The organism is Roseateles terrae (assembly GCF_014192155.1).
GTDB lineage: Bacteria > Pseudomonadota > Gammaproteobacteria > Burkholderiales > Burkholderiaceae_C > Roseateles > Roseateles terrae.
In genome coordinates, this window is record NZ_JACHXO010000001.1 from 1,053,319 (window position 1) to 1,067,174 (window position 13,856).

Here is a 13,856-nt window from a genome sequence, read left to right on the forward strand (position 1 = left end):
ATGACCTGGACGATCCATCCCCTGCCCACCGCCGACGCCTTTGGCGCGCATGCCGCCGCCTGGGACGGGCTGCTGGCCCGCTTGGCGCCTGCCAGCGCTGGCGGAACCGCACCGACGCACCCCGCTGCGACGGAAGGGACTTCCTCGTCCCTCCGCCTTGGCGGTCTGCCGTTCCTGGAGAGCGCTTTCCTTCAACCCTTGCTTGCCGCCTTCGGCACCGGCCACGAACTGCTGGCGCTTCGCGGTCCTGTCCAGGCCCCGACCGCGGCGGCCCTGCTGACCAAGGGCGGTCGCGGTCAGTGGACCACCTTCCAGCCTTCGCAACTGCCGCTGGGCGCCTGGCTCAGCGAGAGCGGCGCGGCCCTGGAGCCGCTGGCCGCCGAACTGGCACGCGCCCTGCCCGGCCTGACGCTCGCCGTGGGCCTCACCCAGCTCGACAGCCTCTACCACCCTCGCCCCGCTGACACGGCGCGATGGCGCGGCCAGGACTACATCGACACCGCCTGGGTCGACATCGACGGCCCCTTCGAGGCGTACTGGGAAGCCCGCGGCAAAAACCTGCGGCAGAACATCCGCAAGCAGCAGAAGAAGCTGGAAGCCTCCGGCATTCAGACGCGCCTGGAATGCCTCACCCACCCGGACGACGTCGCCCCGGCCCTCGCCCATTACGGCCGCCTGGAGGCCAGCGGCTGGAAGGGCAATGAAGGCACGGCCATTGCGCCCGGCCATCCGCAATATGCGTTCTACCTCCGGATGCTGCAGAACTTCTGCCGCCTGGGCCGCGCCCGCCTCTATCAGTACCGCTTCAACGACGAAGTGGTCGCGATGGACCTGTGCATCCTCGGCGGCGATTGCATCGTCATCCTGAAGACCGCCTACGACGAAGCCCACAAGGCGGTGTCGCCCTCCACCCTGATGCGACAGCAGCAGTTCGAGGAGATGTTCAGCGAGGCGGCTGCCGGCGGGCCGGTGCGGCGCATCGAGTTCTACGGCAAGGTCATGGAATGGCACACCCGCTGGACCGCTGAAGCGCGCTCCGTCTATCACGGCACCTGCTACCGCTGGGGCTGGGTACAGTCCCTGCATCGGGCCCTCTCGGCGCGACGCGAGGCCGCCGCCGATGCGTCTCCGCCGGCCCCAGCCACTCCCGCGCCCGCGGCATCGGTGTCCGCCACACCCCCCACCACCACGGAAGCCTCGCCTTCATGACGCAAGGATCTGTCCGTGGCGCGCTGGCCTGGTCGTTCGCCGAGCGCTATCTGAGTCTCCTGATCACCGTGCCCACCACGATGATCCTGGCCCGCCTGCTCACCCCGACGCAGGTGGGCGTGTATTCGCTGTGCGCGGTGGTGACCAACCTCGCCTCCATCCTGCGGGATTTCGGCGTCTCCGAATACTTGATTCAGGAGCGCGAGCTGGACCGCGAGAAGCTGCGCAGCGCCTTCACCATCACGCTGATGATGGCCTGGGGCCTGGCGCTGACCATCTTCCTGGGACGACACCTGTTGGCGGACTACTACCGGGAGCCCCTGCTGGCCGACCTGCTGTTGGTGCTGTGCCTGAATTTCGTGATGCTGCCGCTGGCGTCGCCGTCCTTCGCCCTCCTCAACCGCGAGATGGCATTCCATACGGTCTGTGTGGTGCAGGTCGCCGCAAATCTCGCCAATGCGGCCACCAGCATCGGCCTGGCCTGGCATGGCTACGGCGCATTGAGCCTGGCCTGGGGCCCGGTCGCCGGCATCGCCATGCAGGTGATCATTCTGGTGTGGCTGCGACCGCGTGAGGCGCTGCTGTGGCCGCGGCTCCGGGGCGCCGGGCGCCAGCTGCGCTTCGGTGCGATGTTCACCGCTTCCCGGCTGGTCGAGTCCGGCTCGCGCAACGGGCATGAGCTGATCATCGGGAAGCAGTTCGGCTTCACCTCGCTGGGTCTGTTCAGCCGGGCCACCGGATTGATCGACCTGCTGGCCACCACCGTCAGCTCCGCCGTGCTGCGGGTGGCGACCCCCGCCTTCGCGGCCGACCACCGCGCCGGTCACAGCCTGATCGGCCCCTACGCCAAAGGCACCGCCATCTACAGCGGCGTGGCCTGGCCGTTCTTCGGTGGCGTGGCCCTGCTCTCGCGCGACGTGCTGGCCCTGCTGTTCGGTCAGCAATGGGTCGATGCGGCCCCGCTGGCCACCCTGCTGGCGATCTCGGCCATGCCCTACGCCCTGACCGTGCTGGCGCCCAATGCGCTGGCGGCGACGGGTCATGTGAAGCGCCGCCTGACGGTGGCGCTCTGGTATGGGCCGCTGCATCTGATCTGCGTGCTGGTGGCGTCCTTCTGGAGCCTCAAGGCGGTGGCGGCAGTGTTCCTGATCGGCAACCTGGTGCAGACCAGCCTGTACACCCACCATCTCACCACCGTGCTGCAGGCCACGCCGCGGCAGCTGTTCGGCCCCAGCTGGGCGAGCGCCAAGCTGGCGGTGGGCTGCTGCACCGGTCTGGCCCTGGCGGAGCTGGCCTGCATGGAGTGGAGCCTGCCCTTGCTGCCGCGCCTGCTGGTGTGCATCGTGGCCGGTACCGCGTCCTGGATCGCCTGCGCCCTGTGGCTGGATCACCCGGTGATGGGTGAACTGCGCCGGGCGCTGAGTCACTTGCGGAGTCGCCATGCCTGAGCTTCTCACCAACCGTGCGCCCACCCTGGCCCGCCCCGCGCCGTCACGCCGCCGGGCGGGCATTGGCGAAGCGCTGCGATGGTCCGCCTTCCGTGCTCTGGAGCGGCTGAGCGACTGGCGCGGCAACAACACGCAGGGCGTGTTCGCTCTGTCCGATCCGCAGGCGCGCGGGCCCGCGATGTGGCTCTACATCACCACCATCGGCGAGCTCAATGCGGTGGCGCCGATGCTGGAGTGGCTGGTGACCCAGCGGCCGGATCTGCGGCCGGTGCTGATCACCGAACATGCGCATTACCAGGACGCCTATCTGGCACGCCTGCCCCACGCAGTGGTCTGCCTGACGCGCGGCCACAGTCTGGATGCCCAGAAGCTTGCTGAGCAGTTGCCGCCGCAGGTGCTGGCGCTGGCGGAAATTCCGTGTCTGCCGTCCGATGCGCCCTGCCGGTTTTCCTACGCATTCCTGCGGCAGGCGCGCCGGCACGGAGCGGCCACGCTGCTGCTCAATGGCTGGCTTTATCACTACGAGCCGCCGGCGCGGCTGGATCAGATCGAGCGTCAACTGCTGGAGCGGGACTTCCTGCGCTCGCTGGATGTGCTGTGTGTGCAGGACGATGCCACCGCGAAGACCCTCGCGGATCGCGGGGCCGATCCACAGCGGCTGGTCGTCACCGGCAACATGAAATTCGATGCCATGCAGCGTCCGCACTGGCAGGTGTCACAGGCGCGCAGCCCCGGCCTGCTGGGGGCGCTGCTCGCGGCCCGCCGTCCGACGGTGGTGGGCGGTTGCGTCACCGAGCTGCCGGAACAGCAGGCGGTGCTGGGCGCCTTCCAGCGGCTGCGGCGGGACCATCCCGAGGCGCTGCTGATCCTGGCACCGCGGCATCCAGAGAACAAGGAACGTCTGCAGGCGCTGCTGGCCCAGATCGAAGCCGCCGGTTTACGCTGGGTGCGGCGCTCGGCCGTGCCCGATGCGCCGCTGCCGGAGGCAGTGAACTGCCTGGTGCTCGACACCGTTGGCGAACTGCGCGACTTCTACGCCGCGGCCAGCGTGGCCCATGTGGGCGTGGACCACAACGTGCTCGAGCCCCTGGGACTGGGCAAGCCGCTCACCATCCAGGAAGGCTGGAACACAACCTACCCGTCGTATCCGGTGTACCGCCTGCTGCGCGACCAGGGCGTGCTGCACAGCTGCGCCGATGAAGCGGCGCTGCATGCCTATTGGCGCTCGGCCCTTGAAGGTGCCGCGTCGGTGCAGGAGGATCTGCGTCGAACTGAAGAGGTGCTGTCGCACCTGCGGGGGTCGGTGCTGCGCCATCAGCAGGCGTGTCTCGCGTGGATGGGCGCGGAAGGCACCACGCGTCGCCCGGAACACGCCGCTGGGGCAGCCGGAACAGCCAAGACCCGCTGAGATCGGCCGAGACGGGTCAGCGCGCTGCAGCCCTGGCCCGCGCCAGGGCCTCGCGCGTGGCTGCCAGGTAGGCGTGCCCGTCGCGCAGATCGGGCTCCAGGTGATTGCCTTCCGCCCATTCGTTCCAGGCATTGATGAATACCACCTGACGCCCGGCCGGCTGGTGCGTGCGTGTCCACGCCAGCGCCGACTCCAGCCAGCGCTGGTAGGCCTGCGGCGTGTTGTTCATCAGCACCGTGGCGCCTTGCGGCCGCCGGGCGGTGTTGTCAAACCCGGGGCTCACACAGCGCATGAAGGGATACGTCGGCGTCGGCTTGGCCAGCACCCGGTCCACCATCCGCTGGTAGTCGTAGAAGTTGTGCTGTCCGTATGCCTTGGGCAGCAGGCCAAGCTGCATCGCCAGCCTGGACTTCCAGCCGGTGAAGTGCCGGCCGCCCAGTTGACGCCAGTCCGGTGCAAATTCGATCGAGAGGTCCAGGCCCACGTCGCGGATGTCGCTGCCGGACCCGGCACCGCTCCATTCGAACTGCGCCAGCATCAGCTCCCCCACCCCTTCACGGCGTGCGATCTCGCGCCAGCGGCCGAAGGTCGTCTGCGGATCCGGCAGGTGGTCCGCCTTGTAGACGATGAACAGCGGCTTGCCGTTGATGCGGATGTAGCGCGGATCCCGGAAATGCGGCAGCAGCGTGCGCAGATGGGCTTCGTCATCTTCGGCGCTGTAGTGCTGCGCCATGAGCACTTCACGGTCGCGGCCGTTCCAGGCGCGGGTCCAGTTTTCATTGGCCCAGGCGAGGCAATACGGGAAGTCGGGGTCGCCGCTCGCGCGGATCGCTTCCACCGGCTGCTCCAGCAGGCGTCGGCCGTTGAACCAGTAGTGGTAGTAGCAGAAGCCGCCGATGCCGTACTGACGCGCCAGCGCGGCCTGCGCTGCCCGGGCCTGCGGCAGGCGCAGATCATAAAAGCCCAGGTCCGCGGGCAACTGCGGCTGGTGGTGACCCTTGTAGAGCGGGCGTGCCTTGGCCACGTTCCGCCATTCCGTGAAGCCGGTGCCCCACCAGGCGTCGTTCTCCGGAATCGGGTGGAACTGCGGCAGGACGATGGAAATCAGCAGCGGGTCCTGTGCGGAAGAAGAAGGTGTCGTGTTGGCGACGGGGTCGGCGATCGCGTTGGGGATCGCAACGGGTGCAGAGCCCGCCGTAGGGCCGGATGTGACGCCTTCTGTGACGCCGGATGGAGCACCCAATGGAGCATCCAATGGAGTGCTCATTGGAGCGCCGGGGGTTGGGCGGGGTGTGGCGTCAGCTGACGCGCCGGATGCCGTTTTCATTGCATCTGGATCCGTGTGAGCAGGTCGAGCCATTGCCGCGCAATGGCCGAGGTGGAGTAGTCCCGCGCAATCGCGGGCATGGCGGCGCTGGCACGGGCGGCCAGCGGCCGGGGGTCATGCACATGCCGTGCCAGTTGCTCCCAGTCGTCCATGGCGCAGTAGTCGCGCCAGGGCAGATAGTCGGGCAACGGGTCCGTCATCACCGGCACGCCCTGCGCCAAAGCCAGCAGCATGCGGTTGTTGCTTTTCGCGACGGTGAAAGCCGTCAGCCGCGCTGGCAGCAGCACCAGATCGTGCTCCCCCATCAAGCGCAGGAAGTGCAGCCGGTCCCAGGGGCGATAGCGGTGCTCGAAGGTGGCCGGGGCCAGCACCTCCCGGTAGCGCTGCTCGGAGTTGCTCACCACCGTCAGCCGCAGCGGCTGGTCCTTCGCCACGGCATTGAGCATGGGCAGGATGCGGTCCAGTTCCGACATGCCGCCCGCCGCGTAGGCGCTGCCATGGTTGCCGAACCACAGCAGCTGGCGCGCCTGGCGCCGTGCATGGCGGTGCTCCCGCAGCTCCTGGGCCGCGCGCCAGTGACCGGACCAGCGGCCGGGATGGTGGCGTCGCCACCAGGACTCATAAGTGCTCAGCGCATCGGGCGTTTCGACCGGGTCGCCCACCACATGCACCGGCGTCCCGGGCGGCAGCTCGGCCTGCAACAGCGGCTGCAGTCCGGGCGAAGACACGGTGAAGGCCTTGAACAGCGGCAGCGCCTCGCGGTAGGCCTGCAGCAACAGCGCGCGGGCGGCATCGCCGGATTCGTTCAGGAAATAGTTGTCGAAGCTGTCGAGCACCAGCACGGCGCCCGCATCCCGGGCCTGCTGCAGCACCGTGGTGCGGCTGCGCAAGCCTTCGGGGGTACCAGCATCCAGCAGCCATTTGGCCTGCACCACCACCACGCCCTCGCGCGGCAGCGGTTGCCCGTCCTGCAACAGGCGCGAGCGCACCCCTTGCCGGGCCAGCGCGCCTTGCGGCATCAGGCAGCGCAGACGGACCCCGGCATAGGCCGGGTTCCAGGCATGGGGCAACCAATGGACCTGCAACACTCACTCCGGGCGCCTGACTGCGGCGCGAAAACCCGCGATTGTGGGCCCGCCCCCGCCCTGATTGAGGGGAATGCCCCCCTTCGCAGGCCCCCAAGATGGGTGGAATGAACCGCTTTGCGGGACGTCCCGGCCGGGGCACGCTGATAATCGCCGCGCACTTGGGAGGCCCATGTCAGTTCGCGACACCTTTTTCTGTAGCGGTCAGCCGCGTTTTCCAGCGTCCGTCACTGGCGCGGTGGATGCCCTGGCCGCGCCGGGATCGTCCGGCGCAGGGGCTGCGGACCGATCGGCGTCACTGGCCCGGCCGTGGCAGGCGCTGCTGATGCAATCGGATCCGGTGCAGGGGCTGGCGCAGGTGGGTGGACGTTTCTCGGTGGCCTGGCGTCAGGCGGAAGGCCGCACCATGCTGGCCACCGACCGGTTCGGCATCGAGCCGCTCTGCTATCGCGTGGTCGGTCAGCAGCTGCACTTCGCGACCCGGGCGGATGCGCTGGCCGAAGTGCCGGACGAGCACGGCGGCACCTCGGTGGCCGACCTCGACCCTCAGGCGCTGTTCGACTATCTCTACTTCCACGTCATCCCGGCGCCACGCACCATCTTCCGGGATGTCTACCGCCTGCCGCCGGGCCATGTGGCGATCTTCGAGCGCGGTCAGCTGCGGATCCAGCCCTACTGGGTGCCGACCTTCCACCCCGAGCCGGTGAAGGACCTGCCGGCGCTGAAGCAGGAGTTTCTCGGGCTGCTGGAAGGCGCCGTTCGCCGGCAACTGGACGGCACCGATGCGGCCTGTTTCCTGAGCGGCGGCACGGACAGCTCGACGGTGGCGGGCATGATCAGCCGGGTCGCGGGTCGTCCGGCGGACACCTATTCGATCGGCTTCGAGGCCGAGGGCTACGACGAGATGGCCTTTGCGCGCATTGCCGCCAAGCATTTCGGCTGCCGCCATCACGAGTATTACGTGACGCCGCGGGACCTGGTGGACGGCATCGCCCAGGTGGCCACCCATTACGACCAGCCGTTTGGCAACAGCTCCGCGTTGCCAGCGTACTACTGCGCCCGGGTGGCGCATGAAGACGGCGTGCTTCGACTGCTGGCCGGGGACGGCGGCGACGAGCTGTTTGGCGGCAACACCCGGTACGCCAAGCAGACGGTGTTCAGCTGGTATGACCAGATTCCGGGGCCGCTGCGCAGCGGGCTTCTGCAGCCGTTGCTGGGCTCGCCCCTGGGGCGACTGCCGCTGTTGAAGAAAGGCGCCAGTTATGTGGACCAGGCGCGGGTGCCGATGCCGGACCGGCTGCAGAGCTACAACCTGCTGACGCGCCTGGGGCAATCGCAGGTACTGGAGCGAGAGTTCCTGGCACGGGTGGATCCGCTGGCGCCACAGAAGCAGCAGCGGGAAGTGTGGGCGACCACGCAGGGCGCGCATCTGGTGGACCGGATGCTGGCCTTTGACTGGCGCTACACGCTGGCCGATACCGACCTGCCCAAGGTAGTGGGCACCACGGGCCTGGCCGGCATGCAGGTGGGTTTCCCCATGCTGGATGATGGGCTGCTGGCCTTTGCCCAGCGGCTGCCGCCCTCGTTCAAGCTCAAGGGCCTGCAACTGCGCTGGTTCTTCAAGGACGCGCTCAAGGGCTTCCTGCCGGACGAGATCATCACCAAGAAGAAGCAGGGGTTCGGCCTGCCGTTCGGGGTGTGGGCCACGCGGGACGAAGGTCTGGCCGCCCTGGCGGCAGATTCACTGGGCAGCCTGGCGGCCCGCAACATCGTCCGCCCGGACTTCATTGACAGCCTGCTCAAGCATCGCCTGCGGGAGCACCCGGGCTACTACGGCGAAATGGTCTGGATCCTGATCATGCTGGAGCAGTGGCTCCGCGGCCATCGCCCCAATTACAGGCTATGAACCTGGCCCCCCAGTCGCTTCGCTCCTGCCCCCAAGGGGCGCCAGCCGGTGGCCCGGCAAAGCCGGTTCCACGGCTGTTGCTGGAGGGGCGCCCAGGCTGCGCCGGGCTGGAGTGGGTCCCCAAAGGGCGCCAGCCGGTGGGCTGGCGGAGTCAGTTCCACGGGTGTGGCTGGGTTGGGCGCTGAGGCGGAAGTGCGGGCGATGGCTACAGATCCAGGTTGATGCCCTTTTCCTGGGCGAAGGCCTTGAGGGCGGGCAGGAGCGCGCCGACCTTCTCAGCCACGGCGTCGCGGATCGTGTCCACCATCACCTGCGTCTGCCGCTCAATCTCAATGTGCAGCGGCGCGCCCACGCCCTTCTCTCCGAAGGTGGTCATCCGCAGCGTCTCGGGAATCAGCCACACCTCGAACCAGCCAGAGCCGTCCGCCTCGCGATGCGCCTCGGCCACCGTCAGGCTCGCGCCGTTCACCGCCACATAGCCCTTGGCAAAGATGTAGCGCATCCAGGGCGCCGGCACCGCAATCCGCAGCACATGGTTGTTGGCCGGCTGGCGGATCTCGGCAATGCTGGCCATGAAGTCCACATGCCCGGACAAGGGATGCCCGCCAATCTCCGCACCCTCCTTCGCCGCCCGCTCCACATTCAGGTGGCCCCCCTCCCCCAGCCGACCCAGCGTCGTCAGGTTGAGGCTCTGCTGCATGACATCAAAGTCCGCTTGCGTGTCGCCCCGCAATTCGGTGACGGTCAGGCAGACGCCGTCGCAGGCCACGCTGGCGCCGATCTCCAGCCCCTCGCAGAAGCCCTTCGGGAACTCCAGGGTGAAGCTGCGCAGCCCTTCCCTGTCGGTGATGCGGTGAACGGAGGCAATGCCTTGCACGATGCCGGTAAACATAAACGGTCCTTGATCAACGATGGGAAGCAAACAGCTCGGGCGAGAAACCCACGCTCAGGCGGCCATCCGGCCAGGCCACCAGCGGCCGCTTGATCACGCTCGGCTGCGCCTGCATCACCGCGGCTGCGCTCGCCGCATCGGTCACGCCCGCCTTGGTGGCCTCGTCCAGCTTGCGCCAGGTGGTGCCGGCGCGGTTCAGCACCTTGTCCCAGCCCAGCGTCTCCAGCCAGTGCGGCAACTGGTCTGCAGGGACCCCCTGCTTTTTGTAGTCGTGGAACTGGTAGGCCAGGCCCTGGTCATCCAGCCAGGTGCGGGCCTTCTTGACGGTGTCGCAGTTGGGAATGCCGTAGACGGTGATCATGGTGAAACGGGTGGGCAGACAGCAGAAACAAAGGCCGTCACGCTACCATGAAGCCATGATCCCCTGGCTCGAAGACGACTCTCTGGACTTCCCCCCCACGCGCCGCGCGCTCGGCCCGCGCAGCGACGCCCCCGGCCTGCTGGCCGCCGGCGGCGACCTGCGCCCGGACCGTCTGCGGGCGGCCTACGCTCAGGGCATCTTCCCCTGGTATGGGGAGGGACAACCCATCCTTTGGTGGTCCACTGAGCCGCGGATGGTGTTGCAGACGGCCAACTTCAAGTTGTACCGGTCGCTCCGCAAGACGATTGCCAGATTCCGGCGCACGCCCGGCTGCGACATCCGGGTGGACACTGCCACCGAAGCCGTCCTCAAAGCGTGTGCGAGCACCCCACGAGACGGCCAGGACGGCACGTGGATCCTCCCGGAAATGCAGCGCGCCTATCTGCAGCTGGCCCGGGAAGGCACCGTTCACAGCGTCGAAACCTGGATGGACGGCGAACTGGTGGGCGGCCTGTATGGCGTCAACCTGGGGCGCATGTTCTATGGGGAATCGATGTTCATGCGCAGGACGGATGCCTCCAAGATCGCTCTGGCAGCGCTCGTCTGCCTGTGCCGCGAGCATCAGATTCCGTGGATCGACTGCCAGCAGCAGACCGGCCATCTGGCCTCGCTGGGTGCGGCGCCGGTCGCGCGGGAGGCCTTTGAGGCGCACCTGGCCAGCCACGTGGGACAGCCAGCCCCCCGGGATTGGACCTATCATCCTCGCCTGTGGGCCCATCTGGAGGCCGGTGAGGAGGCTGATGCCTCACTGGACGATGGACGCACCGTTCAGGAGAGTTGAGCAAGAAATGAGCGCCTGGATGTCGTGTTTTCGTCCGGTCGCTGTCGCTCAGCATCGTCGTTCAGCGTTTTTTAGCGTTTTTAACCGCGTCGCACCGCCGTGACCCACCCTCAGGAACTCCCGCTATCCGAGCTGCAGTTCTACGCCACCGCGCCCTATCCGTGCAGCTATCTGTCGGACCGGCAGGCGCGGTCGCAAGTGGCCACGCCCAGTCATCTGATCCATGCGGATGCGTATTCGACGCTGGTCGCCGCCGGTTTCCGCCGCAGCGGCATGTTCACTTACCGGCCTTACTGTGATGGCTGCAAGGCGTGTGTGCCGATGCGGATTCCAGTGGTCGAGTTCCGGCCCAATCGAAGCCAGCGCCGCGCCTGGGCGCAACATGCCGACCTGCAGGCGCGGGTGATGCGGCTGGGCTACAGCGACGAGCACTATCAGCTTTATCTGCGCTACCAGGCCGGACGCCATAGCGGTGGCGGCATGGATCATGACAGCGTCGACCAATACACCCAGTTTCTGCTGCAGAGCCGGGTCAATTCGCGTCTGGTCGAGTTTCGGGCGCCGGATGGTTCGTTGAAGATGGTGTCGATCCTGGACATCCTGAGTGACGGCCTGTCGGCGGTCTACACCTTCTACGAACCTGAGGCCAAGGTCAGCTATGGCACCTACAACGTGCTGTGGCAGCTGAGGCAGACCCGGGAGCTGGGGCTACCCCATCTCTATCTGGGCTACTGGATCGCTCAGAGTGACAAGATGGCCTACAAGGCGCGCTTCCTGCCGCACGAGCTGCTGCGGGAAGGCCGGTGGCAGCGCGTGGAGAGCGGGCAAGGTCTGCCGGGCTGACGCTTGGGTGTGGATCACGCGCGCAGGTCGGCACCGCCCTCCGGGTGCATCAGCCCCCAAGCAGTCACTGCGGCAGCGTCGACGCTGAACTCGTCCCGCATTAGCCGCTGGGCCAGGCTCTCCAGGTCGAAGGACAGAAACTCGCTCACTTCCCCATCCTGATTGCTGGCCACGAAGCCGGGCGGCAGCACGAGGTGATAGATGTGCAGCACTTCGTCGTGCAAACCTTCCGGCGTCATGCGGGTGCTGCGAAGCTGACCGCGCGGCTGAAGCAAAGCGCTCAGGCCCAGCGGGACACCGGCCTCTTCCCACAGCTCGCGCTGCGCGCAGGCATCGAAGGCTTCTCCCACCGGCACGCCGCCGGCGGCGAGGTTGTCGAGCCGTCCGGGATCGGTCGCCTTGGACATCGCCCTGCGTCCGCAGAGCAGCCGCCCGCCCGGCAGAAAGCCGTTGATGTGCACCGCGCGGCTCCTCAGGCCAAAGAAGCGAAAGGCCGCACGTTCGAGGGCAAAGAGCATCTCCCCTCGCTCTGCGCAAGGGTCGCTGACGGGCTGCTCACAGGCGAAGGCTTCATCGCGCCAGCCGGTGATGGCCTGCCGCTCACGCAAGGCCGACGCCACGATGCCGATGCGCTCCGAGCGCTGGGCCGGTGCGAGCCCGGACGCATCCCAGCGCGCGAGCCCTGGGGACAGGTGCAGCTCCGGCCAGCACGCCTGTAGCGCAGGGATCCGCATCGGGTGGATCCAGCCCACCGGCCAGTCCCCCACCAGAAAGCGCATCAACCCCTGCGGCACCGGCTGCTGCGCGCGGGACAAGCAACGCTGCAGTGCGGCAGCCAGTGGCGCGGGCAGGACGGTGAGTGGGGCGGAAGGGAACTTCATGTCCGCGATTGTGAATCGACACCTTCAGCACGCGCTACATCACATTCCGATCTGGCGCAGCTGTTCCGCCGCGTGCTGTTCAACGTCCGCATTGGCAATCGAGACGATCATCTCCGGAATCACGGATTCATCCGCGTGAAGACCGGCTGGCGCCTCGCCCCGGCTTACGACATCAATCCCAATCCTTACAAGGCCGCACACACCCTGACCCTTGACGGCTACACGACCGAGCCGGACGTGGGTGCGGCCATGGCGTGCGCAGAGCTGTATCGAGTCAATGATTCAGAAGCCAGGAAGATCCTTCAGGAAATAGATGCCGCACTCGGCGATTGGCAGCTCACTGCCTCTCAACTCGGACTGGCACGCAGCGACATCGCGCGAATGGCTGCAGTGATTCAGAACTGAACGGGATGGCGACGCTTTCCGCAGAGCGCCTGGCAGGCCAACTTGCAGACGCCATGGCAGACCTCAGGTCCTGAAATGAAAAAAGCACCTGGCAGGGCTGCCAGGTGCTTTTTCGTTCTGGTGGGCGGTGCAGGGTTCGAACCTGCGACCCCTGCCGTGTGAAGGCAGTGCTCTACCGCTGAGCTAACCGCCCGGTATCTGTCTGCCGATGCATGAGACATCCGGCTCGTCCAGTTTCCCGGGATTTCTTCGCGACGCGTTCCTGGTTGATCTCATTTGCCATGCAGACCATGAACCAACCTGGTGGGCGGTGCAGGGTTCGAACCTGCGACCCCTGCCGTGTGAAGGCAGTGCTCTACCACTGAGCTAACCGCCCGATTTCTTGCTTCGGGCTCGCCGCGAAAGACCAAGAGTATGCCATGGAAATTCAGGCCTGCTCAAGAACTTCACGGCGATTTATTCAGACCGGTCGAATGACGATTTTGTTAATCGCACCAACTGCTTCACAACGCGGCAGCCGCCACCGCATCCGCCGCGGGCGCGGGCACTTGCCAGATGCGATGGCCGCCACTGGCCTTGTCCAGGTCTGCGAGCACCTTGTCGTGCAGCGCCAGTTCTTCCGCCGTCGCGGTGATCACCGGCAGCTGGAAGCTGCTCAGGTCGATCGCCGCCACCTCCAGTTCCCCACCCTGCCCTTGCGAAGACGATTCCGAATCGTCGATGACCAGCGAGTCCTGACCCCGCGTCAGGCGGATATACACCTCCGCCAGCAGCTCCGCATCCTTCACCGCGCCGTGCAGGCCGCGGTTGCTGTTGTCCACTTCCAGCCGGCGGCACAGGGCGTCCAGCGAGTTGGCCTTGCCCGGGAACATGTCCCGGGCCATCAGCAGCGTGTCGGTCACGCTCCCGACCACCTCGTGCAGCAGCGGGCGCCTGGACCGTTTCAGCTCGGCATTGATGAACCCCACGTCAAAAGACGCGTTGTGAGCCACCAGATCCGCGCCGCGAAGAAACTCCAGCAGTTCATCGACGATCTGCGCGAACCTGGGTTTGTCCGACAGGAATTCACTGCTCAGCCCGTGAACGCGGAAGGCCTCTTCCGGCATGTCCCGCTCGGGGTTCAGATAGAAGTGCAGATGCCGGCCCGTCAACTGCCGGTTGATCATCTCCACACAGCCGATGTCCACCACGCGGTCGCCGGACTCCGGATTCAGGCCGGTGGTTTCGGTATCGAAAAAGATCTGTCTCAT

13 protein-coding genes and 2 tRNA genes are annotated in these 13,856 nt (G+C 66.9%); 7 read left to right on the forward strand and 8 right to left on the reverse strand.

The features are described 5' to 3' along the window. From FHS28_RS04360 to FHS28_RS04370, 3 genes are read left to right on the forward strand one after another with little or no spacing between them, the layout of a single operon-like run. A complete protein-coding gene (locus FHS28_RS04360) occupies window positions 1-1,209 on the forward strand; it encodes a GNAT family N-acetyltransferase (protein WP_088448921.1) in 1,209 nt (402 codons plus the stop codon). Beyond that, complete coding sequence (locus FHS28_RS04365; RefSeq protein ID WP_088448920.1) at window positions 1,206-2,657, forward strand: lipopolysaccharide biosynthesis protein; 1,452 nt, start codon at window positions 1,206-1,208, stop codon at window positions 2,655-2,657. Before FHS28_RS04360 ends, FHS28_RS04365 begins: the two co-directional genes overlap by 4 nt. Beyond that, a complete protein-coding gene (locus FHS28_RS04370) occupies window positions 2,650-4,065 on the forward strand; it encodes a 3-deoxy-D-manno-octulosonic acid transferase (RefSeq protein WP_088448919.1) in 1,416 nt (471 codons plus the stop codon). The genes FHS28_RS04365 and FHS28_RS04370 overlap by 8 nt, the downstream gene beginning before the upstream one ends. A 16-nt stretch (window positions 4,066-4,081) precedes the next feature. Here the strand turns inward: FHS28_RS04370 and FHS28_RS04375 are convergent, their stop codons facing one another. Together FHS28_RS04375 and FHS28_RS04380 are read right to left on the reverse strand one after the other, a co-directional pair. Beyond that, window positions 4,082-5,332: a glycoside hydrolase family 99-like domain-containing protein gene (locus tag FHS28_RS04375; RefSeq protein ID WP_088448918.1), complete on the reverse strand. Its 1,251-nt coding sequence runs from the start codon at window positions 5,330-5,332 to the stop codon at window positions 4,082-4,084. A gap of 56 nt (window positions 5,333-5,388) precedes the next feature. Continuing rightward, window positions 5,389-6,477 (reverse strand): glycosyltransferase family protein, encoded by a 1,089-nt coding sequence (locus tag FHS28_RS04380; RefSeq protein ID WP_184294135.1) that lies wholly within the window; start codon window positions 6,475-6,477, stop codon window positions 5,389-5,391. Between the two features lie 172 nt (window positions 6,478-6,649). Here FHS28_RS04380 and FHS28_RS04385 point away from each other — a divergent pair, with 172 nt between their 5' ends. Next, window positions 6,650-8,383 (forward strand): asparagine synthetase B family protein, encoded by a 1,734-nt coding sequence (locus tag FHS28_RS04385; RefSeq protein WP_088448916.1) that lies wholly within the window; start codon window positions 6,650-6,652, stop codon window positions 8,381-8,383. 205 nt (window positions 8,384-8,588) lie between these two features. Here the strand turns inward: FHS28_RS04385 and FHS28_RS04390 are convergent, their stop codons facing one another. Both FHS28_RS04390 and FHS28_RS04395 read right to left on the reverse strand, forming a co-directional pair. Further along, on the reverse strand, window positions 8,589-9,275 hold the full coding sequence (locus FHS28_RS04390) for a riboflavin synthase subunit alpha (RefSeq protein WP_088448915.1): 687 nt from the start codon (window positions 9,273-9,275) through the stop codon (window positions 8,589-8,591). 13 nt (window positions 9,276-9,288) lie between these two features. Next, complete coding sequence (locus FHS28_RS04395) at window positions 9,289-9,636, reverse strand: ArsC family reductase (RefSeq protein WP_088448914.1); 348 nt, start codon at window positions 9,634-9,636, stop codon at window positions 9,289-9,291. A 55-nt stretch (window positions 9,637-9,691) separates the two neighbouring features. Between FHS28_RS04395 and aat the strand changes: the two genes are divergently transcribed. Together aat and FHS28_RS04405 are read left to right on the forward strand one after the other, a co-directional pair. Then, a complete protein-coding gene (gene aat, locus FHS28_RS04400; protein ID WP_088448913.1) occupies window positions 9,692-10,477 on the forward strand; it encodes a leucyl/phenylalanyl-tRNA--protein transferase in 786 nt (261 codons plus the stop codon). 99 nt (window positions 10,478-10,576) lie between these two features. After that, window positions 10,577-11,320 carry an arginyltransferase gene (locus FHS28_RS04405; protein ID WP_088448912.1) on the forward strand — a complete coding sequence of 248 codons (744 nt, stop codon included), beginning with the start codon at window positions 10,577-10,579 and terminating at the stop codon, window positions 11,318-11,320. Window positions 11,321-11,334: 14 nt separating this feature from the next. Here FHS28_RS04405 and FHS28_RS04410 read toward each other — a convergent pair whose 3' ends face one another. Next, on the reverse strand, window positions 11,335-12,201 hold the full coding sequence (locus FHS28_RS04410; protein ID WP_088448911.1) for an NUDIX hydrolase: 867 nt from the start codon (window positions 12,199-12,201) through the stop codon (window positions 11,335-11,337). A gap of 72 nt (window positions 12,202-12,273) precedes the next feature. Here FHS28_RS04410 and FHS28_RS04415 point away from each other — a divergent pair, with 72 nt between their 5' ends. After that, complete coding sequence (locus FHS28_RS04415) at window positions 12,274-12,606, forward strand: HipA domain-containing protein (RefSeq protein WP_184294137.1); 333 nt, start codon at window positions 12,274-12,276, stop codon at window positions 12,604-12,606. Window positions 12,607-12,724: 118 nt separating this feature from the next. Here the strand turns inward: FHS28_RS04415 and FHS28_RS04420 are convergent. From FHS28_RS04420 to dnaQ, 3 genes are all read right to left on the reverse strand, one after another. Continuing rightward, window positions 12,725-12,799 (reverse strand) — tRNA-Val (locus FHS28_RS04420). Between the two features lie 108 nt (window positions 12,800-12,907). Then, window positions 12,908-12,982 (reverse strand) — tRNA-Val (locus FHS28_RS04425). Between the two features lie 127 nt (window positions 12,983-13,109). Further along, window positions 13,110-13,856 (reverse strand): DNA polymerase III subunit epsilon, encoded by a 747-nt coding sequence (gene dnaQ, locus FHS28_RS04430; RefSeq protein WP_088448910.1) that lies wholly within the window; start codon window positions 13,854-13,856, stop codon window positions 13,110-13,112.

Bases quoted from the DNA above. Each gene is read 5' to 3' on its own strand.
- FHS28_RS04360 (WP_088448921.1), top strand. From the start codon at position 1: ATGACCTGGACGATCCATCCCCTGCCCACCGCCGACGCCTTTGGCGCG.
- FHS28_RS04365 (WP_088448920.1), top strand. From the start codon at position 1,206: ATGACGCAAGGATCTGTCCGTGGCGCGCTGGCCTGGTCGTTCGCCGAG.
- FHS28_RS04370 (WP_088448919.1), top strand. From the start codon at position 2,650: ATGCCTGAGCTTCTCACCAACCGTGCGCCCACCCTGGCCCGCCCCGCG.
- FHS28_RS04375 (WP_088448918.1), bottom strand. From the start codon at position 5,332: ATGAGCACTCCATTGGATGCTCCATTGGGTGCTCCATCCGGCGTCACA.
- FHS28_RS04385 (WP_088448916.1), top strand. From the start codon at position 6,650: ATGTCAGTTCGCGACACCTTTTTCTGTAGCGGTCAGCCGCGTTTTCCA.
- FHS28_RS04390 (WP_088448915.1), bottom strand. From the start codon at position 9,275: ATGTTTACCGGCATCGTGCAAGGCATTGCCTCCGTTCACCGCATCACC.
- FHS28_RS04395 (WP_088448914.1), bottom strand. From the start codon at position 9,636: ATGATCACCGTCTACGGCATTCCCAACTGCGACACCGTCAAGAAGGCC.
- aat (WP_088448913.1), top strand. From the start codon at position 9,692: ATGATCCCCTGGCTCGAAGACGACTCTCTGGACTTCCCCCCCACGCGC.
- FHS28_RS04410 (WP_088448911.1), bottom strand. From the start codon at position 12,201: ATGAAGTTCCCTTCCGCCCCACTCACCGTCCTGCCCGCGCCACTGGCT.
- dnaQ (WP_088448910.1), bottom strand. From the start codon at position 13,856: ATGAGACAGATCTTTTTCGATACCGAAACCACCGGCCTGAATCCGGAG.